Origin of the sequence: Bacillus sp. Au-Bac7, assembly GCF_021341655.1 — a bacterium.
In the GTDB taxonomy this organism is placed as follows: Bacteria; Bacillota; Bacilli; order Bacillales; family Cytobacillaceae; genus Niallia.
Map to the genome: position 1 here is coordinate 49,913 of NZ_JAJTTG010000014.1, position 21,718 is coordinate 71,630.

Here is a 21,718-nt window from a genome sequence, read left to right on the forward strand (position 1 = left end):
TCAATATTATTAATGTTTTCCGTTATTAATGATAAAATGGGAATATTATTTTTGACAAAAAGGGGGCTAAATGACGTTTATGCCAATCACTTGGAACCAACAGCTTGTAAAAAAGGAAAATAAGTCACTCGTACTTTCACAAATTATCAATCATACTCCACTGTCTCGTGCAGATATCGCACAGCGTTCTGGCCTTAATAAAGGAACCGTTTCCTCGCTTGTAGCGGAGCTGTTAGAGGAAAAATTTATTAATGAATCAGGTCCAGGCGAATCAAGCGGTGGCCGGAGACCAGTAATGCTCCACTTCAACCACGGGGCAGGATACACAATTGGTCTAGATTTCGGTGTCAATTATATACTTGGCGTCCTGACAGATCTCAGCGGCAATATTATTGTACAAAAGAATGTAGCATACAAAAATATTTCCTATGAAGATACAATGAGCCGACTAGTGGAAATTATCACCGCCTTAATAAGCTCTGCCCCAGCCTCTCCTTATGGTATTGTTGGGATTGGAGTAGGCGCACCCGGTATCGTCGATAAGAAAGGAACACTTTTGCTTGCCCCAAACTTAGGCTGGCACGATATTCATTTTCAATCAGAACTGGAGAAAATCTTTCAAGTACCTGTAATTGTTGAAAACGAAGCGAACACTGGTGCCTACGGAGAAAAGCGGTTTGGTGCGGGTCAGCATGCTGATAACTTGATTTATATCAGCGCCGGCATTGGTATTGGTGCAGGAGTTATCATTAACGGTGAGCTTTACAGCGGATTTAACGGCTATTCTGGTGAAGTCGGGCATATGACGATTGATCGAAACGGAGCCAAATGTACATGCGGCAACAAAGGCTGCTGGGAGCTTTACGCTTCAGAACAGGCTTTACTATTAAAAGCAAACAGCAAGAATCTTAAAAAGGAAAGTGACATTTGTTTAGATGATATTTTACTGCTCGCAAAAAAAGAGGACGAACAAGTAATAAATATATTAGAAGAAATTGGTGAGAACTTGGCTGTCGGCATCATTAATATCATCCATGCCTTCAATCCTGAACAAATTATTATCGGAAATCGGCTTGCTTCCTTTAAACAGTGGCTTGAACCAAAGGTAAAGGAAGTTATCAAAGCATATACTTCCCCGTTTAACCAGACAGATATCAGAATTGATTTCTCCGATTTGTCTCTGCCAGTGTCTGCATTAGGAGCGTCTGCTTTTTCAGCAGAAGCATTTCTGAAGGCACAGCTTCAAAGCTAAACACGATAAAAGCGTAAACCAAATATGGTTCACGCTTTTTTTACAGCTATTTGCGGCAAAACATCCATATTCCATTTCAAAACATATCATAGTAACACCAGTCTCCTGTGCGCACAGACGTTATTATAATAATTGGGAATAATCTTTATCAGGAAATCTCATTCTCCCGAATGCTTGCTACGAATTTGCATCAATTTCCTTTACGCAACTTTGTTCCAAGCCTAAGTCGAATACTTTTCTAATAAATGGTTCTATGCTTATTGTCGCCAATCCCCGATTTGCGAAAAAAGTAGGAGTTGACAATATCTCTCCATTCCTTGGCATCAGAAAGCTGAACACTTAATCGGTGGAGAACTCCTGTAAATCTCTCTTCATTAATTTTCCCTTTTAGCTTTTGCCAGTCTTGCATCAGCCTCTCTACTTGTTCAACCCCCTCAAAATGGGTGTTATAAATATGCTGAATTACCGTTTCACCAGATTGAAGCACATGCTTATAGGGAACATGGTGAAAGAAAAGCAGCAGCTCATCGGGGCATGTTTCCATAGATTCATATAGTTTATAGTTTTCCTTAAAGTACTGGGACGTGTAGCCTGTTCCGTCTTTAGCTGTACGATTGACACCGATTCCATTGCAGTCAGCAAAATGATAGGTTCCCCAAACCGAATACTCATATCCGTCAATATTCGGCCCATAATGATGGCCGGGATTTACCATCCAGCCGACTCCAAGGGGTGAGGTATATGCTTCGTATATACTCCACGATTTACGCAGCATATCGCATACCTGCAGCATAACTGCTTCATCCGTTCCAAATGTCTGAGCGACCCATTCTTCTGTAATCATCTCCTCCGAATAGTCAGGGTTCCAGGCAAGGCGGCCGTAACCATACAAATTAGCCTGTGCAAGGGTATGTCCCGTCCAGTTCCAATTATCGCCGATGTTCGCTACTGCTGTTATTCCACCATGCTTGTTTCCATAAAGGGAGCCATCGACAGATCTTTTGACAAAAGATTCTTGCCCTTTCGCATAGGTGTCAAAATCCAGTACTTCCTTCCATTGGGGAACAAGATAACATACATGCTTCTGCTGCCCTGTATATTCCTGCGTAATTTGAAACTCTAACATTTGATTCGTGTCAGGCATTGCTCCGAACAGTGGCGAAACAGGTTCTCTCACTTGAAAATCCATTGGCCCATTTTTGATTTGCAGTATTACATTATCTAAAAACATACCGTTTAGCGGCCTAAAATGATCATATGCGGCACGAGCCCGGTCTGTCTTTCTGTCCCGCCAATCCTGAAGGCAGTTATAAACAAAACAGCGCCAAATTACAATACCGCCAAATGGCTGCAAAGCTTCTGCAAGCATGTTAGCACCATCTGCATGATTTCTGTTATAAGTAAATGGACCTGGACGGTGCTCAGAGTCCGCTTTAATGAGAAAGCCACCAAAATCTGCTATTTCATTGTAAATCTCTTGCGCTTTTTCCTTCCACCAGTTTTGCACTTGCGGATTTAATGGATCTGCAGTGGGTAAGCCGCCAAGCTCCATCGGACTGGCAAAATTAATGCTCAAAAATATTTTAATTCCATACTTCCTAAAAACTGATGCTAGTTTCGCCACTTCCGGCAAATATTGATCTGTTATTAGCTTTGTCTCTGTTTTATGTACATTGACATTATTTACAGCTATGGCATTAATGCCTACAGAAGCTAAAAGTCTGGCATAATCTTTTATTCTCTCTGAATCAGCTAGGATTTGATCATCTTTATAGAAAATAGAGTTTCCTGCATAGCCCCTCTCGATTGAGCCATCCATATTATCCCAATGATTAATCATCCTAAATTCGTTTGTTGGATTCTCTATTGTTTCCATGTTTATATTTGTACCAGTTTGAAGCATTCGCAATAGATGGAATACGGCATAAAGAATACCCTTATCTGTTTTGCCGATTAAATATAAGCATTCCTCCTTATTGTCCATCCGTATGCAAAATCCTTCTTCATTCAATTGAGAGCTCAGCTGCGCTACATCTATTTCCGCTGGTAACTCAGGGCTGTTTATTGTTGCTAAAACAATGGCTGATGTTTGTCTTTGATTGATTGCTGGCGGGGTGCCAACAATGGCTGATAAGCCTCTGTACAGCTCTTCAACCGCTGTTTGTGTTACATCTGTTTTACTGTATTCGGACACATTAATATTCGTAAAAAAAGCTCTCTTTACTTTTGGATTTCTTTCATATTGAAGCCAGCAGCAATATTCTGCATAATCCTTTTCAATAGTCTGCGAAGCACCCATACTTAGCTCTCCTCTCAAGTTTCATACATCTTAGCCTAAACACCTGAATACGCCATAAATCCGCCGTCAACTGGGATACTGATGCCTGTTACAAACCCGCTTGATGAGTCATCCACAAGCCATAACAAGGTGCCTAATAAATCCTCCGGTTTGCCAAGCCTTTTTTGCGGTGTATGGGCAAGGATTTTGTTTGTTCTTTCTGTATAACTGCCGTCATCATTTTTTAAAAGTGCTTCATTTTGTTTTGTCAAAAAAAATCCCGGAGCAATAGCATTCACTCTGACACCACTTTCGGCCATGTGAACGGCGAGCCATTTCGTAAAGTTCTCTATGCCTGCTTTTGCTGCACTGTATGCAGGCACTTTTGTCATTGGACTTGGTGCGCTCATCGAGGAAATATTGATGATAGTGCCTTTATTGCCAACCATTCTTTTCGAAAAAACCTGCGTTGGAATCAATGTCCCGATAATGTTAAGATCGAAAACATATGAAAAACCTTCCAAGGTCAAATCGAAAAAGCTAGTCAATGTTTTATCCTGAAGGTCCTCAAGCTGTAATGTCTCTTTAGAGGTAATTCCGTTGGCATGATTCCCTCCTGCCCCATTAATGAGTACATCGCAAGCTCCAAATGCCGAAAACACCTTTTTCTCTGCCTGTATTACATCCTCTTTTTGGACAACATCACATTGTACCGCAATCGCCTCTCCACCGTTTTTTATGATGTGATCTGCAACAGCTGCCGCTTTTTCATACGTACGATTAAGTATCGCTACCTTCATTCCCTGTCTCGCCAACTCTTTGGCCATACAGCTGCAAAGAACGCCTCCGCCTCCAGTCACAACTGCTACTTTACCAGTTAATCCCTCATATATTGGAAGCATTTAATGCACTCCTTTTTATATTCTGTTTTCTTTGTTCAAGACTGTCCCAAATGCCCAGAATATACATTATTCCTAAAGCCCTGTCATATAAGCCATAACCTGGCCGAGCCTGCTCCCCCCATATCATGCGACCGTGATCTGGACGGAAATAACCGGAGAATCCTCCGTCATGAAGAACCTCTACAATTTCACAAATATCAAGAGAACCATCTGCACTTCGATGGGAGGACTCCTCAAAGTCACCATTTTCGAATATCTTCACATTTCGGATGTGTACAAATGGAACACGATCCATCTGCAAAAAATGAGCCATAATTTCGGGAATATTATTAGCTGGATTAGCCCCTAATGACCCTGAACAGATGGTGAGTCCATTTGCTGGATTATCGACAAGTTTGACAATCCGCTCTAAATTCTCTTTATTGACAACAATTCTAGGCAGCCCAAACACTGGCCATGGCGGATCATCTGGATGAATGGCCATTTTAATCCCGCAGGCATCTGCAACAGGAATAATTTTCTCCAGAAAATATTTCAAATGTGCAAACAGGTCTTCTTCCGTTATAGCACTATAGGAGCGAAACAGTTCCTCAAGCTTGGCAAGACGCTCTGGTTCCCAGCCTGGAAGTGAAAATCCCTTTGAACCATCAGCTATTTTCTTGACAAGGAAGAAGGGGTCCATATCAGCAAGTTTATTTTTTTCATAAGCAAGTACATTGGATCCATCAGCCAGCTCCTTAGCAAGATCTGTTCGTGTCCAATCAAAAACTGGCATAAAATTATAGCAAATCACTTTTACACCAATTGCTGCTAAGTTGCGGATTGTCTCTTGAAAATTGCTTATATACTTGTCGCGCGAGGGAAGGCCAAGTTTAATGTCCTCATGAATATTCACACTTTCAATTACTTCAAGCTGAAGTCCTTTGCCGTTGATTTCTTGTTTTAATGCCAGTAGCTTTTCCAATGGCCAAACTTCCCCGACAGGAATGTCAAATAAAGCTCCAGCTATCCCCTCCACTCCGGGAATTTGCCTAATATGGTCTAAAGAAACACTGTCATCCTCTGCCCCAAACCACCTAAATGTCACTTTCACACTTTTTTCCTCCAAGCTTTTAAAGTTTCTATATGCTGCTGATAATCAGCACTGCCAATAAATTCACTTATATGAAATAATCGGGATACTTAACTTTAAGGTCATTTTGTTCAATTACAACAAGGCGAAGATGTTGCTCCATTATTTCCATTGCCTCTTTTTTCTTACTCTCGGTTATAAACTGAAAGACTTTCTTATGCTGATAAATAATAATTTCCCAATTAGAATTACTTGTGAGCCTTAAAAGCCTTAATCTATTAAAATGGCTATTTAGTAACTCCAGCATTCTCCATGTTCTTTCCTTTCTGCAGCCCTTAAAGATTAACTGGTGAAATTCCTCATCCAATTCAAACAGTTCATGATGGTTGTTGTGTTTGGCGCAAAGCTCTTGTAAGGCAATATTTTTTTCCAGCTTGTTTTTGTACTCATCAGGAAATAGCTCACACGCAAGTGCAACAATCTCTTTTTCTATTTTTTCTCTTATAAATCGCCCTTCCTCTACATACTCCAAGTTTATTTTTGAAACAATTGTGCCAATCTGAGGTATGACATCAAGAAGGTCTTCTTGGGCAAGCATCATAAAAGCCTCTCTCACAGGTGTTCTACTTACACTGAGTTCATCTGCTATCTCCTTTTCAGAGATTTTTGTGCCTGGCTTTAATTCCAGATTGAGTATTTTTGTTTTTAATATCTGGTAAGAAAAGTCTCTTGTTGAACCAGTGCCTTTTTTAACCGGCATAGGTTTCCTCCTATCTTCCTAGCTGTGGTGCCAACTATAGGAATCCAGATTTCTGCTTAATGTCATATCTCGCGTCTTAAAATGATGACGTCCTTTGCATCAATCGTTATTTTGTCACCGCTTTTGTATATTTTTTTATCTAAAAGTGAGTAGCTGGCATCATCTATAATGATTTCTTTTTCTTCGTCCCCATGGTTCATAGCAAAGGAAAAGATATAGTTATCCTTCTTGCGCTCTGTTATTTCAACACCAGAATCAGCCTGAATCATACAGCTGATTCCTCTGGACTCTAGTATTGATGCAAATAGCTTCTCAAGAAACTGCCGATTTGGTTGGCTGCCAATGTACCAGCCTTCTCCCTTTCCAAATTTATTTTTTGTTACAGCCGGCATGCCTGCATAAAAATCCTGTCCATATTCGGCAATAGTTTCCGCACCCTCTGTCTGAATAACATCATAAATTAAGCTGCAGTCATAATTACCTTTCCAGTCGCCATAGCTGACAACAAGGGAGTTCCTTTCGTTTGGCATCGATGTATCTGTCTCATCAATGCGGATTCCAAGCAAGTTCTTCAGTAATCCCGGATTATCATCCAAAATAGCATTATCATTTTCATCAACAATCCCGCTTAAATAGGTTGTGATGAAGCATCCGCCATTGGCAGTGAATTGCTCTGCTTTTTTATGAAAGTCATCTTTAATCATGTGCAGTAACGGTGCTACAACAACATCATATTTCTCAAGATCACCATCAATGCTGATCATATCAATAGCAATATTCTGCGAAAAAAAGGCCTGATAATAATGAATCATTGTTTGCTGGTAGTTCATGTAACGCGTAGGACCGTCTGATATTTCCACTGACCACCAGCTGTCCCAATCGAATACGAATGCTACTTTTGCCGCTGTTTCTGCTGAAATAAACTGATTTCCAACAGCAGACAATTCTTCCCCCAACTTCTTCACTTCTTTAAAAGCCCTTGTATCGTTGCGACTGGCATGGTTAATAACCGCACCGTGATATTTCTCAGAGGCTCCCTTTGATTGTCTCATTTGGAAAAACAGAACAGAATCAGAACCATGGGCAATAGCCTGATAACTCCATAAGCGCATTACTCCAGGCCTTTTCACAGGATTAATATCCCTGCATGCTGTCGTTGTCGGTGTTTGTTCCATCAGCCAAAAAGGCTTGCCTTTTTTCAAGCCCCTCATCAAGTCATGTGTCAAAGCCATCCTTGCCTCTGAGTGCATGTCAGGCGGATAATTATCCCATGAAATGAAATCAAGATGGTCTGCCCACTTAAAATAATCTAGAGGTCTAAACATCCCCATAAAATTTGTTGTTACAGGAACGGAAGGTGTTACTGCCTTTAATTCTGCTTTCTCACCTAAAAAGTTGTTTAAGAGACTGTCAGAATTAAAGCGCATATAATCTAATGTTATGCCTTGAAAAGCTGTTACATTTTCTCTGCCGTAATGTTCACTTAAAGCATTAGGAGCAACAATTTCATCCCAATCATAAAAATAATGAGACCAAAAAATCGTATTCCAAGCTTCATTCAATTTTTCAAGACTTCCGTATTTTTGTTTCAGCCAAACACGAAATGCTTTTTCACAATTTTCACAGTAGCAGGTACCACCATATTCATTGTTAATATGCCAGGCGCTAATATCCATATGGCCGTATCTTTCCGCCATTTTCTTTGCCATTAAACGTGAATATTTTTGATAGATAGGACTATTCGGGCAAGAATTATGCCGCTGTCCAAACTTATGCTTTCTTCCCTCAAAATCGACTCGAGTCACTTCGGGATATTTTTTGGCCAGCCACGGTGGATGCGCTGCTGTTCCCGTTCCAAGACAAATATTTTTGCCCTTTTTCTGAAGCAGTTCCATCACCTTGTCAAAAACAGTAAAATCAAACGTATTTTCATCCTTCTGGATGATGGACCAAGAAAAAACACCGACAGTCAATGTATCAATATTAGCTTCTTCAAACAGCTTCATATCTTCTGACCATACATCCTGAGACCATTGTTCCGGATTATAATCGCCTCCGTAAAGAACTTTTTGCATGACTAATACCTACCTTTCTTTAAAGTCTATTTATCTCGTTTAATGAACGTAGCTTCCACGTCTGTCAGCAATCGGCGGGCGTTCTTGATAAGAAGTAAGCCAATAATACTTGCAACAAACAATAGGATAAAATCAGATGTCAGCATTGTGACGAAAACAATTAACAGCAGAATAAAAATATTTCCAAGCGATGCTTTTACATGTGTAAAACTATAAAAAATGGACAGTTTGAAAATATCTTTTTTTCTGAACTCAAACTTTGCATTAAGAATAAGCATGTTTATGCTTATTAAAACAGCAAGTAAAAACAGGATATAAAGAACAATGGAAATTAGTTGCTCTATTAGTAAAGCTGTCTGATTTAGATATTGCAGGTCTATTAATAAAACACTAAAAACGGCGAGTATCATGCACCATAGAAGTAACGTATTCTTAATATTTGTTTTATAACCATAGAAGTAATCCGAAACAGTAATAGCCTCTTTTGTTCTCAACAACTTTTCCAATACATACAGCAATCCTGATATGGCGGGTCCTGTTGGAATCAGTGCAATCATATAGATAAGAATGTTTGAAAATGAAGGCTCTAATGCCATAAAGAAAAAAATAAAAACAGCATTGACTGAAACAAATAAAAAATTGGCTAAAAGCAGTGAGTAGACATAGTTCGTAAAGGTAAACAGTATACCCTCGCCAAATTCCTTCTTCCCTTCCAACTCTCTGCCCCCCTTTTTAAAAGCTGCCTCTTCCAATAATATTGGTGAGGCAGCAATCGTTATCAGTTGTTCTTTTTATAATCTTGATACGTTTTATTAGAAAGTTCCAAATACTGGTCCAACCCTTGTGTTTTCAATTCTTTTACAAATTGGTCAAATTCACTCAAACTGCGTGACCCTATTATAAATTTAAGTGTATTTTGATCAGTGAAATCCTTTAAAGGTGTGCTCAATAGTGTCGCTTTTTCCCGGTCCTCAGTCGTATAAGGAATTGGCGGTTCTGCCGGTATCACCTTTTTTGTATTAGCCATGTTTTCTTGGAATTTTATCTCCTCCTCACTCATCATAGAATGAAGAAGTTCTGTCGTCCCTCCATATGCAAACACGCCGCCTGAGAAACCGTAATCAACACGCAAGTCCTTTGTGCCAGTCGGATTTAAACCGTTATAATTAACATCTTCCGTAAGCTTGCGTGTCCCATCACTTTTCGTATATGTCGTGCCGTCCACTCCCCACTTTGCAAATTCCTGCCCTTCATCGCTGTAGTACAGCCAATCTATAAACTGTAGGATCGCTTTAAAGTAATCGCTTTCTTTTATTTTCGAAGAAATCATCACACCATTCTCAAGCCTGGAGCCTCCCATCAATTGGCCAGCCGGTCCGCCGGGAACAGTGATTTTTTGGATTTTATATTTTCCTTTCCCAATTGTTTTATCCATATCTACCCTATGCAAATTAATTGTCTGTGAATTGCCGTTGATGATAAATGACTTTCCTGTCACAAATTTTTGAATGGCCTGGTCATCCGTTTGTGTAAAGCTTTCTTTATCCAGCAGCTCTTCTTCTACTAATTTATGAAAATAGGTAAGCATATCTTTATATTCATTTGTCGTTGCAGCATAAACAAACTCATCCTTACTTTGATCATAGCTTAATCCATTGCCAAATCCCCATCCTGCTTTTGTGCCAAAGCCTGCAGCAGCAACATTTAATGTACTGTTGAAAGTGAATTGATCAGAAAACGGGATAACATCTGGAAATATCTCCTTCAGCTTTTTCATCGTTTCATATAATTCATCCCATGTCGTAGGAATCTCGAGATTATTTTCCTCCAATATGTCTGTTCTCATAAGAAGGGTATAATCTGGCCAAACCTCTTCATGCAAGCCTGGTAGTAAGTAGTATTTACCATCATTCTGCCGCAAGCCTTCCAATTCATCTTCAAGTTTCCATTTTTGCACTTTTTCTTTAAAATTAGGCATCATATCAATATAATCGCTTACAGGCAATATTGCTCCTGATGAAACAAAAGCTGATTCTTCTCCAGGGTAGGTTTTCGGAATGATTAACGGCGAATCACCAGAACTCATTAATAAGCTTCTTTTTTGCGGATAATCACTCATCGGAACAGTTGTAGGCTTTAATGTAACATTTGTCATTTCCTTTAGTTTTTCCCAAAACAACCAATCCTTTTTATAAGGGTAGTTTGGATGGTCAGAATAAAGAATCGATAAATCAAACTCTTCTGTTGCTTTAAATAATTCTCCAGCCTGATAGGATTCCATCGCCCCTTTAGAAGATACTTTTCCATCTGAACTGGCAGGGTTATCTTTCGAGCAGCCGGCAATAACAATGACACACACCAATAATAAAGCAAACAACAGCCTTAAACTTTTTAAGCTTTTTTTCATTTTTTTTCCTCCCCATCTATTTATTAAAAAGTGCATTGAATTCTTTATATAACAAGCTCACTGCACTAAAGACCGCTTTAGCATTACTTGACAGAGCCCAGCATGACGCCGGAAACAAAATATTTTTGTACAAAAGGATAGACAGTAAGAATCGGTAAAATGGTGAGCACCATTGTAACTGATTTAATATTTGCAGAAATCTGCGTCAAATTATCTGCTGATGTTGCCCCTGTTGCCATACTGCTCGTTGCTCCTGCAATCATATTCCGCAAATAAATGGTCACTGGGAACAGCTCTTTTTTGTCTAAATAGAGGAAAGCGGAAAACCAGGAATTCCAATACGAAACTGCATAAAACAAAATCATTGTTGCGATAACAGCTTTGCTTAGAGGCAATATAATTTTCAGGAGAATTCCGTAAGTGTTTAACCCGTCGATGGATGCAGCTTCCTCGAGTTCCTCTGGCATGTTTTCAAAAAAGGATTTCATAATCAGCATATTATAAATGCTGATTGCTCCAGGTATAACAATCGCCCACATTGTATTATTGAAACCTAAACTATTAATCAAGACATAATTTGGAATCAAGCCCCCATTAAAAAACATGGTGAAGACGGCAAAAACAGTGAGAAACTTTCTGCCTACAAGCCTTTTTTTCGAAAGGGCATAAGCAAAAATGGTTGTTAAAAACATGGAAATGGATGTGCCTACAACGGTATAAACTACCGTGTTTTTATAGTTGATCCAGAAAATTTTATCGGAAACAACTTTTTTATATGTTTCCATATTAAAGCCCTTAGGTAGCAAGCTGACTTTACCTGCATTAATGTAAGCTTCACTGCTGAATGACTGTGCAATAACATTAATAAATGGATATAGGGTACAAAAGACAATTATCAACAGGACAAACACATTAAATACCTTGAATATCTTGTATTGCTTGGATTCTTTCATGCTTTTTCCCTCCTACCATAAGCTTCGTTCTGTTAATTTTCGTGAAATCGAATTGGCAGTCAAGACAAGCACCAACCCAATTATTGATTCAAATAACCCAATTGCTGTCGCATAACTGAAATTATTCGATTCAAGACCGACACGATATAAGTAGGTAGAAATCACATCTGATGTCTCATATGTCAAAGGGTTATAAAGAAGGAGAATTTTTTCAAAGCCTATCGCTAGAAAGCTGCCAGTATTTAAAATCAATAAAGTAACAATGGTGGGTAATATTCCAGGTATTGTGATATGGAGCGTTTGCTTCCACCTGTTTGCTCCATCGATTTTCGCTGCTTCATAAAGTGACTGGTCAATAGTGGTCAGTGCAGCTAAATATAAAATCGCTCCCCATCCCATTCCTTGCCATATCTCTGAACTAATATATATCGTGCGAAACCATTCTGCACTTTGGATAAAATTCACCTTTTCACCTGTAAAAAACTCAACAATAGAATTAATAGAACCATTAAGTGCTGTCAATTGCAGGATCATTCCCGCGATAATGACAATTGATAAGAAGTGAGGCAAGTAGGATGCAGTCTGTACAAATCTTTTAAATTTAGTTGATTTGATTTCATTTAGAAGCAATGCAAACAGAATTGGCATTGGGAAGCAAAACAGCAAGGTTAAACCACCCAAAATGAATGTGTTTTTAAAAACATTCCAAAAAACTGGATCATTAATAAACATCTTGAAGTAGTAAAGCCCAACCCATTCTTCCCCGTAAACTTTTCCACCTGGCATATACCTTCTAAAGGCAATCACATTTCCAAGCATTGGGCCGTACTTAAAAATCAATAGATAAATAATGGGCAAAATCAACAGGGAATATAACTGCCAATCCTTGCGAATCGCAATAAGGGATATCTTTATCTTGCTTTTTTTCGTCTTAACTGATGCCTTTTTTGTTCGTTTCACTATTTCTGTCTCCATTAAAATCCCCCTCATCTTTTAGGATGGAATAAAGCTGTGCACTCAAAAAATGAATACATTCATAAACTAAAGTGTTCACAAACTAACTAAACGGAATACTAGTATGGTAGTTTGCCGTCAGCAAGATCTGTTTAATAAATGTTATTTTAGTGAGAAATGCTTTATTTAAGTAGATTGGTGATTAATGTTCATAGGATGTTTTAGAGCCGTCAGGATGCGAGCAAATGCTGCGGAGTTTTAATTATGTGTTTGATAAACGTTGCTATTACAGAAATGTATGCGGTTTCATTAATAATGTAGTTTTAGTATAGCACCGTTACTTAGTTAGTGCAATGCACAAACTAAGTATTTTCTGAAATTTTCCATTGTTCTAATTTACCTTTAAAAAAACTGGCTGCTTCATTAAACAGCCAGTCTTTTCTTTCCTCTTTTCTCAATCTGTATAAAGCTGTAATTCGCTCCCGCCATCCAAATCCAGGCAAGTGAAATACCTCCGAAAAATGGAATAACGCCAGGCATATATAACAAAAGACTAACTGTCACTGTTGTAAGAATTAGCATGAATAATGTAACATGCAGATGATACGCTCCAAGAATTAGAGCATATTTAAGATAGTCGCCAAGCTTCAAGTCATAGTGGACATAAACTGGGAAAAAGTATGCTAGCAATGTTAGAAAAACAGCTGACAGCAAAAGTAACAGTCCTGTCATCATCCCTTTTATTACACCATTTGTAAACTGGAGAAACCAATAGTCCAAGCAAAGAATCATGCCAAGTAATATTAGGATAATTCCTAATAAATTTACTTTAATGAATTCTTGTTTATACACATCATGGAATGTCCTCCAGACAGGAATGTCCTTTTCTCTTCTCAGCCATTTCCTTATCACCGCAAACATAGCTGTAGTCGCAGGCATGAACCCGAATACAAACAAACCTGCAGCTGTATATGCCATCCATAAGATATTAAGGTAAGCACCTCTAGTGATCCACTCACAAACAGTGAACAGCTTTCCCATCGATTTCGCCCACATATTCCCACCTCTTATTATTCTTACTTGCTTTCTGCAAGCCAAAGAATGCTTGTCACACCGCGCGGATAATACTTACTGCCCGCAATCTCCCCTGCAATAATCTGGTCGCTCCAGCTCCATACGGAAAGAACGGGATGTGTCAGCCACTTAACATGAGCGGCATCTGCTTTCGCTCCCTTTTCATCCCATTGCCAGCCAAGGATTTCTCTTGCGATAAATTGACTTAAATAAATTTTACTGAGCCATGAGTTGCTGCTTGTTGAAGATATTTTCCAGCCGCCGTCTTCAAACAGACAAACTCCTTCTGTCATTACTGTTTTTAGGTGTTTTTTCAATGCCTGAATATAGGGGCCGAACCGTCCTGTCTCTTCAAGCGCTTCCTGGCAGTTTGTGAAGTATGGGAAAATAAGCCCTTCAATTGCTGGAATTATTTTAGAATCATTGCCTTCTCCAATTACTGCTGGGATATAGCCTTCTGTTGTCACATTCTCCACAATCGTATTTGCGCATTTTTCTGCTTGTAGGCCTGCTTGCTTTGCCAAGTCTTCTTTTCCCTGTTCCTTGAATATTTTTTCAAGGGCGACATAAGATGCCCAAATTTTCCCTGCGAGATAAATATTATTTCGCGCTTGCCCCAACGAGACATCTAAGCTGTCATATGTGGTTATTTCAGCCCCGCCCATTACTCGGGAGGAATCCAGTCCCATCAAGCCGTTTCTCTTTTCTGGAATTGGGTGGTCTCTGTTTACCATGCTTTCAAAGCAGCGCTCCACCATTTCCATATTCTCTTTTAGCCAAGCTTCATCGGCTGTATGTGACACGTAAACAGCAGCACATAAAATCCAGTTTACAAGTTGTTCATGTGTCATATGGGAAAAACAACCGTCAAGCCCATACAGTTCGTATGAAGAGTAATGCGGACGGGAGATTGTATTGGCAACACCCATATCATGAGTAAAGCTGATGCCGCCAGGGTATTCCGTATCACTGCCAGGGAACCGGACTTTATCTTCGTAGCTGAAGCGCTTCACAAACATATCTAACTCATTTTTTACTGTCCAAGGATTCATTTTCAGCTCAAAAAATATTTGATCAACAGTTAAATCAAAGGTGTTCATCATTCTGTATTCCCCTTCATTGACAACCCAGAACGGCTCACCGTCACAAATAAGGAGCTGTGTGGAACCATAATAGCTGCGAATCGAGTGAATCAGCATGAACTGCTGGTCTGCAGATAACTGGTTAGCAGCTAATAGGCGGTCATCCGCAGCTTCTGCTCTTTTTGCAATCTCATCAAAATGTTCCAACGCGTAGGCTGCGACAGACTCGATATTTTTAAAGTACTTCGTATAGTAATAAGATGTATCCATGCCGGCAGTAACAATTCCACCGCGATAGAAACAGACAGCAAACCGGTATGTCCTCGATTCTCCTGCAGGAACATCTGCGACTAGTGCACCGAGCGGACCTAATCCAAATGTCCAGTTTTCTTCTTGCGGTGTCGTCAAGATATTTTCCATGCTGAAATGCATAGCGGAGTTAATATCTGCATTACTTGCGGCGATTGCAGTCAGCCTGCCTTGGCCGATTCCAGCGATTCCGTCCATCGTATCATCGAGCCGCCTCATAGAGCTGTACGGGTCACTGCCCTCATACCCAAAAAACGCCCGCCTAGCTTTTGTTCCTTTTGTATTATCAACCGTCAATTCTGCGAGGACTGCCGGAAGAAGAATCCTCTTCATTTCCTCCTCATTGCCCTTCCCCGGTTCTGGTACAGATTCTACTTGTGTATAAACTTTGAAGGTTAAGTCCCCTGCTTTCCATGTATCTGTTCCAAGCTTAAATTCTCTTGTTACCTTCTCCTTTGAAAACGGGAAAATAATATTTGGCTTGTCTGGATCAGGGTCCATATTTTCAATATCATAGCGTTTGCTTTCGTCATCTTCCTGATAATCAAAAAACGGAAATGCCTCGTAAATCCCCTCTTTATCTAAGCTTTCCGCACCAATATAAACATTCTTTTTTGGTGAACGGCCCAGTTCCAAATCAAGCCCTCCGCCTGCTGCTGGAAATCCGAGTGTAAAGCTTGCGAATGCCCCAATTGGGGAGTGATGTGCATTAAAAAACATATTTTCCGGCATAAATCACAGCTCCTTTTCTTTTTTATCCTTTGACAGAACCTGCTGCCAATCCTTCAACAATACGATTGCTCAATGCGATGAACGCAATTAATATCGGAATAATGCTGATCATTAACGTTGCCCCAATCGCTCCCCAATCTGTCAAATATTGACCGACGAAATTATTGACACCAACCGTTAATGTCTTCCACTTATCTGAACTGATAAAAGTATTTACGAATACAAATTCATTCCAGTTATAAATCATGTTGATGATAATGATTGTTGCCATGACGGGGGTGGTCATTGGCAAGGTGATTTGAAAAAAGATTCTGTGTATGGAGCAGCCATCCATCACGGCTGCCTCTTCGATTTCTCTAGGAAGTGTTTGATAGAAGCCTAATAGAATCATAATTGTTAATGGCAGATTAAAAGCCGTATATGAAATAATGATGGAGATAGGATTATCAATTAGATGCAAGTTGTTAAAGAAGCTGAATAATGGAATAAGTGTGGAATGCAATGGAATCATAATGCCTACCATAAACAGTCCGAGAACAAGCTTGCTTAGTTTCCAGTACATCCTTGTGATCGCAAAGGTGACAAAGCTTGCTAAGATTACAGTTAACATTACTGCTACAACCGTTATCCAAACACTGTTAAAGAAATACAGGCTGATATTTCCTTGTGTCCAGACCTTTACGTAATTACCCCATTGCGGGTCCTTCGGCAGAGCAAATGGAGATAAACCAAATACTTCTTGGTTTGTTTTCAAGGAAAAAAAGAACAGCCAAACTAGCGGATAGATTTGAAATACAGCAATAATACCTAGAATCAGATAAAGAAACCCAAAGCCTACTTTCGAGCTTATCGAGCCTTTTGTTTTAGGCGAAGTGTGAGGAATGGTCTTCGTTCTCTTTTGTGCTGTAATTTCACTCATATCTTCACTCCTCCCTTCTTAATACTGGACATCGTCTTTTGATGCCGTTAATTTTTGGATAAGCCATGTCATAACAAGGCATAAGATAAGTAAGGCAAAGCCAATCGCACTGCCATAGCCAAAGTTATATGTCTTAAAGGCCTCTTTGTACATATAGGATGCGATAACTTCACTGGAGCCGTTTGGTCCGCCTCCTGTCATGACATAAATAAGGTCAAAATATTTTAGGGAGCCGACAATGGCGAGGACAATCGTTACTTTAATAACACCTGAAATGAGCGGCAGCTTTATTCTGTAGGCTATCTGCAATGGTGTTGCACCATCAATTCTTGCCGCTTCAATCACTTCCTCCGGCACGTTTTTTAATGCGGCATAGTAGATAATGATATAAAAGCCTGCATATTGCCAAATAATCGGAACAAAGATAGCGATAAGTACAAGATTAGGATCTGCCAGCCATATTGGTGTATTTTCTACACCGAGCAGCTCTAGCAATTTATTAAGCATCCCATTTGTCGGATCAAATATTTTCAGCCACAGCTGGGCAATCGCAACAGACGATAACAGCATTGGAATTAGATAAATTTTCCGAAGCAGATTTGCTCCTTTAATCCTGCTGGCAAGGATAATAGAAATGACTAAGTAGAATATTAGGCTTATTGCTGAAAATAAAGCCAATAAGACAGAATGATACGTACTGGTCCAGAACATCTTATCCTTTATGAGCTGTACATAATTATCCAGCCCGATAAATTTCATTGCCCCGATGCCATCCCAATCCATCAGCCCGTAATAACCTGTCAGGACAATCGGAATATATATCAGCACAAGTATTAGGAGCAAGGCAGGCAGCACGTATAAGCAAATCGCGATTTTATTGGACATGACTGTTTTCATTACCTATTCCTCCTTCCTTTGACTTTAGTTTAGGGGCAAAAAGAAATTGCCCCCGCTTGCTTACTCTTCTTCCGCTAAAGCTTCTTCCTGTTTCTTCACAAATTCTTTTGGAGTTGCCTGACCGCCAAACAAGGATTGAATCATATCCAAGTGGACTTGTGCAACACTTGAACTCATTTGTACGTCTGCATATAAAGTCAAGTTGGAAGCAGTGCCTAAATCATTGAGTATATCAATATACATTTGGTCAAGGTCTGTATTGGAAGTGTCAACAACAGTAGCAGGAATCACTCCAGCATCTGTGACTGAATGCTTGCCCCACTCCTTGACAAGATAGGAAACAAAATCTTTTGCTTCTTCCTTCACCTTTGAGTTCTCTGACACAAACAACCCGACTCCAGGTCCGCCTACATAGCTGTTGATATCTCCTTTACCGCCATCATATGTCGGAAACTTGAAGTAGCCCACCTTCTCCTTAAACTCATCCGTTACATCAGGGCTTGTTGTGTAGTTCGGCAATTCCCAAGTCGCCATCAAATACATGGCTGCCTGTTCATTCATGAAATAGCCTTTTGCCTCATCATTTGATAAACCATTAAAGCCTTTCACAAATGCTCCCATATCAACTAGCTTCTTCACTTCCTCAGCCGCACTAAGCAAGCTTGGATCTTCAAAGCTTCCAGACCGGTTAATGGCATTAGCCAATGCCTCTGGCCCGCCAATACGGTCAGCAAGATACATATACCACATCGATCCAGTCCATCTGTCCTTGTTTCCAAGCGTAATAGGTGTAACCCCTTTATCTACTAAAGTCTTTACTACTTCTAAAAACTGATCGTATGTTTCTGGGATTTCAAGATTGTATTTCTCGAAGATTTCTTTGTTATAGTAGACTGGTGTAATATTAAGCTCTAGTGGCAAACCATATGTTTTTCCATCTACTGCATATGCTTCTGTCGTCCCTGCAACAAACGAATCTTTAAAATCGCTTTCGATTTTATCATCTAATGGTGCAAGCATATTTCCTTCCACGAAAGGCTTTAAGTAGCCAGCAGCCCATGTTACCCCAACGTCTGGAAGTTCGTTTGACGCGGATAAAACTTTGATTTTATCCTTGTATTGTTCATTTCCAAGAATTTCTGTTTGGATTTTTATATCTGAATGATCCTTTTCATATTGCTTGATGATGTTATTGACGATTGTGTACTGTGCCTTTGAAGATCCTTCTGGCCATAGATGCATAAATTTAATGACGGTTTTTCCATCGCTTGAAGCGCTTTCATTTGTAGACGAAGAACAACCTGCTAATGCTAAGACAACTATCATGAAAATGGACATTATTACGAAAATAGATTTGCGTCTAAACACTGTATTGCCCCCTTTTTTATTAGTTTCTTTACACTAGTTAGTCTACCACCTTTACTTATTGCCCTGAAAGGTCACTGTCATTAGGAATAATACTACTTTTTTTAGAAAGCTCTTACACTATTTGTCCGTCTGTACATGCTTGGTGTGACACCTTCTAACTCACGAAAAATCTTAATGAAATACTTAGAAGTTTTATAGCCGCATTCCTCCGCAATATCTGTGATTGGTTGATTAGTAGCAATCAGTATTTCTTTAGCATGTTCAATTCTGCGTCTTGTTATATATTCACTGAAAGTTACCTTCATCTGTTCCTTGAAAAGGACACTTAAATAGCTTGGATTTAAATGGACATGCTCAGCAACTAACTTTAAGCTCAGCTCTGTCTTTAAATTTTTGTCAATATAGCGGACAGCTTCTCTGACTGGTTCCTTTGCTGTGTTTTCTTTCATGTTGATTTTGAGGAGTTTTTCGTCCATAACTTTTTCCATTATCTCTGCTCTTGTTTGCTTTGTTTCTCTTTGGATGGCATCTTCCACTGCATCAATCAATTTCTTTTTGCTGACAGGCTTGAGCAAATAATTAATGACACCTAAACGGAGTGCTTCCTGTGCGTATTCAAATTCAGAATAGGCAGAGATGACAATAGCTACAGGTGTTAAGTTCTGTACTTTTATTTCCTGCAAAAGTTTAATGCCGGTAATTTGGGGCATACGAATATCTGTTATTAATATATGAATCTTGTGTTTTTTGACAAGCTCAATCGCTTCAATCCCATTTGATGCAGCAAGTATTTGCCATTCTTCAGTTGCCCAAGCATCAAGCGTCCTCTTTATTCCCTGCCTTGCCATTGGTTCATCATCAACAATTAGGATAGTTTTTGTATACATTCCTGGTCTCCCCCTACAATCGGAATTTCAAAGGAAACAACTGTCCCTTTGTTTCGCTTACTCTTTATTTCCAGTCCTTTCTGTCCATCCTCCTGATAATAGAGCTTAAGCCTTTTATGGACATTAGAAATCGCCATTCCTTTGCCGTTAATGGAGGTAATCCCTCCAATGTCCATCCCTGTCTTGATTTTCTCTAGATTCTCTTCGGTGATTCCCATACCGTCATCTTCTACAGTAACCAACAAACCTTGTCTGTTGCTTGCTAATGTAACAGTTATGATAATGGTGCAAACTCCTATTTTGTTTCCTGCACCATGAATAACAGAGTTTTCTACTAATGGCTGTATCAAGAATTTAGGCACTTTAACCAGTTCATATACTGTATCCATCTCTATGCGCCATTTTAAATCGTCTCCGAAGCGCATTTTCATGATTTCCATATAATCGTTGATATGATTTAGTTCATCCTTCAAGTAAACCCATTCGTCATCTGGACTGTTCGTAATTGTATAACGAAAGAGATTGGACATTGCAACGACAGTCTCTGCAAGCTCATCCTCCATTTTGTCCTCCAGCGACCAATGAAGGGCATTCAACGTATTAAAGAGAAAATGTGGGTTAATCTGTGCTTGAATAGCTTTCAATTCACTGCGGCTTCTGATAATTTCCTTTTGATATACCATTTTTATCAAATGGTTTGTCTCATTCACAAGCTGGTTATAGGTACTATTCAATTCATTTATTTCGTTAACAGAGGGCAACTTTGGGTTTAACGCAAGAGATTCACTACTAGCATGTCTCATCGTTTCTGTCAGCCTGTTTATTGGTCTTGTAATAATGGTAGACAGAAATAACGAGCAAATAAAAAAAACGAGCAGACCAATCAACCCTGAGATTAAGATACTTGAACGGAGAACAGAAATTCCGCTTGTTAAGGCAGTTACAGGTGTTAAGATAAGGACTGTCCAGCCAGTGATTTCCGATACCTCTCTTGTTGCCATATAATCCCGACTATTTATTTGTACAGTTGATTTTTCATTATGTATGATGGACGGAAGCGGCTTATCATAATCGGTTATAATCGGCTCAAGAGACTTATCAAGCAGTAAGGAATACTGGTTTGTTTTATTAGTTAAATCCTTGTTGACGAACTGAAAATACTCTTTATAAATGCTGATGAGGATGTATCCGCCATTTGCATAATTCCTGTCCATTAAATTAACTCTTCTGATTGCAAGAAAATAATTAGGGTCATTCGGATCCTCACCGATCCAAACTAGTCTTCCCTTTTCTCTCTTTGCCATCTCCACCCAGATATCCCTTAATTTAAGGGGAGCATTTGCGTCATCAAGAGGCAGGATACGATGCTCTTCATTCGTGAAAAGCTGGAACGAAAAAATGCCATCAGAGTTTGCTGTAATGGTGTTAACTGTTCCCATCAATTGCTGCAGCTCTAAAAATGGCACTTCCTTTTTGTCATATTCCTTCGTCAGCAGCTTTTGCACTTTGTCGTTTGTAACAACAAGCTTTGAAGCCATGTTAATCTGCTCATACAGTGATTCAAGTCTTCCATTAGCCTCCACAGCCACTTGTTTGATTTGTTTTTCTGCGTTGTTTTTTAACAGAGACGATACTTGGTTGAATATTAAGATACTTACAATTAATAACACAATAAACATGACAGATAGAAAAACAATTAATATTTGATTTCGCATCGTATTCCAGTTTTTTAACAACCTAAGCATATACTTCCCCCTTATTTGCGAAGTTTCTTCCACTTATAAGCCGTAATTGATT

17 protein-coding genes are annotated in these 21,718 nt (G+C 39.4%); 1 reads left to right on the forward strand and 16 read right to left on the reverse strand.

Features of this window, described 5'->3' with window-relative positions; all coding sequences use genetic code 11:
- The first annotated feature begins 70 nt into the window (after window positions 1-70).
- Window positions 71-1,252, forward strand: a complete 1,182-nt coding sequence (locus LXM54_RS23100) for an ROK family transcriptional regulator (RefSeq protein WP_325169593.1) — start codon at window positions 71-73, stop codon at window positions 1,250-1,252.
- Window positions 1,253-1,490: 238 nt separating this feature from the next.
- On the opposite strand, the gene LXM54_RS23105 is transcribed toward LXM54_RS23100, so the two are convergent.
- The 16 genes from LXM54_RS23105 to LXM54_RS23180 all read right to left on the reverse strand — a co-directional run bounded on the left by LXM54_RS23105 (window position 1,491) and on the right by LXM54_RS23180 (window position 21,666).
- Window positions 1,491-3,551: an alpha-glucuronidase family glycosyl hydrolase gene (locus LXM54_RS23105; protein ID WP_233317831.1), complete on the reverse strand. Its 2,061-nt coding sequence runs from the start codon at window positions 3,549-3,551 to the stop codon at window positions 1,491-1,493.
- 35 nt (window positions 3,552-3,586) lie between these two features.
- Window positions 3,587-4,432 carry an SDR family oxidoreductase gene (locus tag LXM54_RS23110; protein ID WP_233317833.1) on the reverse strand — a complete coding sequence of 282 codons (846 nt, stop codon included), beginning with the start codon at window positions 4,430-4,432 and terminating at the stop codon, window positions 3,587-3,589.
- Entirely contained in the window at window positions 4,416-5,525 is a 1,110-nt protein-coding gene (uxuA, locus tag LXM54_RS23115) for a mannonate dehydratase (RefSeq protein ID WP_233317836.1), read from the reverse strand. Before uxuA ends, LXM54_RS23110 begins: the two co-directional genes overlap by 17 nt.
- 67 nt (window positions 5,526-5,592) lie before the next feature.
- The gene (locus tag LXM54_RS23120) at window positions 5,593-6,264 is read right to left on the reverse strand and encodes a GntR family transcriptional regulator (protein WP_233317838.1); all 672 of its coding nucleotides are present in this window, start codon (window positions 6,262-6,264) and stop codon (window positions 5,593-5,595) included.
- A gap of 62 nt (window positions 6,265-6,326) precedes the next feature.
- Entirely contained in the window at window positions 6,327-8,339 is a 2,013-nt protein-coding gene (locus LXM54_RS23125) for a beta-galactosidase (RefSeq protein WP_233317840.1), read from the reverse strand.
- A 26-nt stretch (window positions 8,340-8,365) separates the two neighbouring features.
- On the reverse strand, window positions 8,366-9,055 hold the full coding sequence (locus tag LXM54_RS23130) for a DUF624 domain-containing protein (RefSeq protein WP_233317843.1): 690 nt from the start codon (window positions 9,053-9,055) through the stop codon (window positions 8,366-8,368).
- Window positions 9,056-9,117: 62 nt separating this feature from the next.
- A complete protein-coding gene (locus LXM54_RS23135) occupies window positions 9,118-10,746 on the reverse strand; it encodes an ABC transporter substrate-binding protein (RefSeq protein WP_233317846.1) in 1,629 nt (542 codons plus the stop codon).
- Window positions 10,747-10,829: 83 nt separating this feature from the next.
- Window positions 10,830-11,699: a carbohydrate ABC transporter permease gene (locus LXM54_RS23140; RefSeq protein ID WP_233317848.1), complete on the reverse strand. Its 870-nt coding sequence runs from the start codon at window positions 11,697-11,699 to the stop codon at window positions 10,830-10,832.
- A 12-nt stretch (window positions 11,700-11,711) separates the two neighbouring features.
- Window positions 11,712-12,674, reverse strand: a complete 963-nt coding sequence (locus LXM54_RS23145) for an ABC transporter permease (RefSeq protein WP_233317849.1) — start codon at window positions 12,672-12,674, stop codon at window positions 11,712-11,714.
- 402 nt (window positions 12,675-13,076) lie between these two features.
- Window positions 13,077-13,709, reverse strand: coding sequence for a YesL family protein (locus LXM54_RS23150; RefSeq protein ID WP_233317853.1), 633 nt, complete (start codon window positions 13,707-13,709; stop codon window positions 13,077-13,079).
- A gap of 20 nt (window positions 13,710-13,729) precedes the next feature.
- The gene (locus LXM54_RS23155; RefSeq protein WP_233317854.1) at window positions 13,730-15,850 is read right to left on the reverse strand and encodes a glycoside hydrolase family 52 protein; all 2,121 of its coding nucleotides are present in this window, start codon (window positions 15,848-15,850) and stop codon (window positions 13,730-13,732) included.
- 22 nt (window positions 15,851-15,872) lie between these two features.
- The gene (locus LXM54_RS23160) at window positions 15,873-16,769 is read right to left on the reverse strand and encodes a carbohydrate ABC transporter permease (RefSeq protein WP_233317857.1); all 897 of its coding nucleotides are present in this window, start codon (window positions 16,767-16,769) and stop codon (window positions 15,873-15,875) included.
- Between the two features lie 18 nt (window positions 16,770-16,787).
- Window positions 16,788-17,666 (reverse strand): carbohydrate ABC transporter permease, encoded by an 879-nt coding sequence (locus LXM54_RS23165; protein WP_233317859.1) that lies wholly within the window; start codon window positions 17,664-17,666, stop codon window positions 16,788-16,790.
- A 60-nt stretch (window positions 17,667-17,726) separates the two neighbouring features.
- Window positions 17,727-19,004, reverse strand: a complete 1,278-nt coding sequence (locus LXM54_RS23170; RefSeq protein WP_233317891.1) for an extracellular solute-binding protein — start codon at window positions 19,002-19,004, stop codon at window positions 17,727-17,729.
- Between the two features lie 131 nt (window positions 19,005-19,135).
- On the reverse strand, window positions 19,136-19,921 hold the full coding sequence (locus LXM54_RS23175) for a response regulator transcription factor (protein WP_233317860.1): 786 nt from the start codon (window positions 19,919-19,921) through the stop codon (window positions 19,136-19,138).
- Window positions 19,900-21,666, reverse strand: coding sequence for a sensor histidine kinase (locus LXM54_RS23180; RefSeq protein ID WP_233317862.1), 1,767 nt, complete (start codon window positions 21,664-21,666; stop codon window positions 19,900-19,902). Before LXM54_RS23180 ends, LXM54_RS23175 begins: the two co-directional genes overlap by 22 nt.
- Window positions 21,667-21,718: the final 52 nt, after the last annotated feature.

Coding starts and splice junctions, on each gene's coding strand:
- LXM54_RS23105 (WP_233317831.1), bottom strand. CDS start 3,551: ATGGGTGCTTCGCAGACTATTGAAAAGGATTATGCAGAATATTGCTGC.
- LXM54_RS23170 (WP_233317891.1), bottom strand. CDS start 19,004: ATGTCCATTTTCATGATAGTTGTCTTAGCATTAGCAGGTTGTTCTTCG.
- LXM54_RS23150 (WP_233317853.1), bottom strand. CDS start 13,709: ATGTGGGCGAAATCGATGGGAAAGCTGTTCACTGTTTGTGAGTGGATC.
- LXM54_RS23165 (WP_233317859.1), bottom strand. CDS start 17,666: ATGAAAACAGTCATGTCCAATAAAATCGCGATTTGCTTATACGTGCTG.
- LXM54_RS23125 (WP_233317840.1), bottom strand. CDS start 8,339: ATGCAAAAAGTTCTTTACGGAGGCGATTATAATCCGGAACAATGGTCT.
- LXM54_RS23175 (WP_233317860.1), bottom strand. CDS start 19,921: ATGTATACAAAAACTATCCTAATTGTTGATGATGAACCAATGGCAAGG.
- LXM54_RS23155 (WP_233317854.1), bottom strand. CDS start 15,850: ATGCCGGAAAATATGTTTTTTAATGCACATCACTCCCCAATTGGGGCA.
- LXM54_RS23140 (WP_233317848.1), bottom strand. CDS start 11,699: ATGAAAGAATCCAAGCAATACAAGATATTCAAGGTATTTAATGTGTTT.
- LXM54_RS23180 (WP_233317862.1), bottom strand. CDS start 21,666: ATGCTTAGGTTGTTAAAAAACTGGAATACGATGCGAAATCAAATATTA.
- LXM54_RS23110 (WP_233317833.1), bottom strand. CDS start 4,432: ATGCTTCCAATATATGAGGGATTAACTGGTAAAGTAGCAGTTGTGACT.
- LXM54_RS23135 (WP_233317846.1), bottom strand. CDS start 10,746: ATGAAAAAAAGCTTAAAAAGTTTAAGGCTGTTGTTTGCTTTATTATTG.
- LXM54_RS23100 (WP_325169593.1), top strand. CDS start 71: ATGACGTTTATGCCAATCACTTGGAACCAACAGCTTGTAAAAAAGGAA.
- LXM54_RS23120 (WP_233317838.1), bottom strand. CDS start 6,264: ATGCCGGTTAAAAAAGGCACTGGTTCAACAAGAGACTTTTCTTACCAG.
- LXM54_RS23160 (WP_233317857.1), bottom strand. CDS start 16,769: ATGAGTGAAATTACAGCACAAAAGAGAACGAAGACCATTCCTCACACT.
- LXM54_RS23145 (WP_233317849.1), bottom strand. CDS start 12,674: ATGGAGACAGAAATAGTGAAACGAACAAAAAAGGCATCAGTTAAGACG.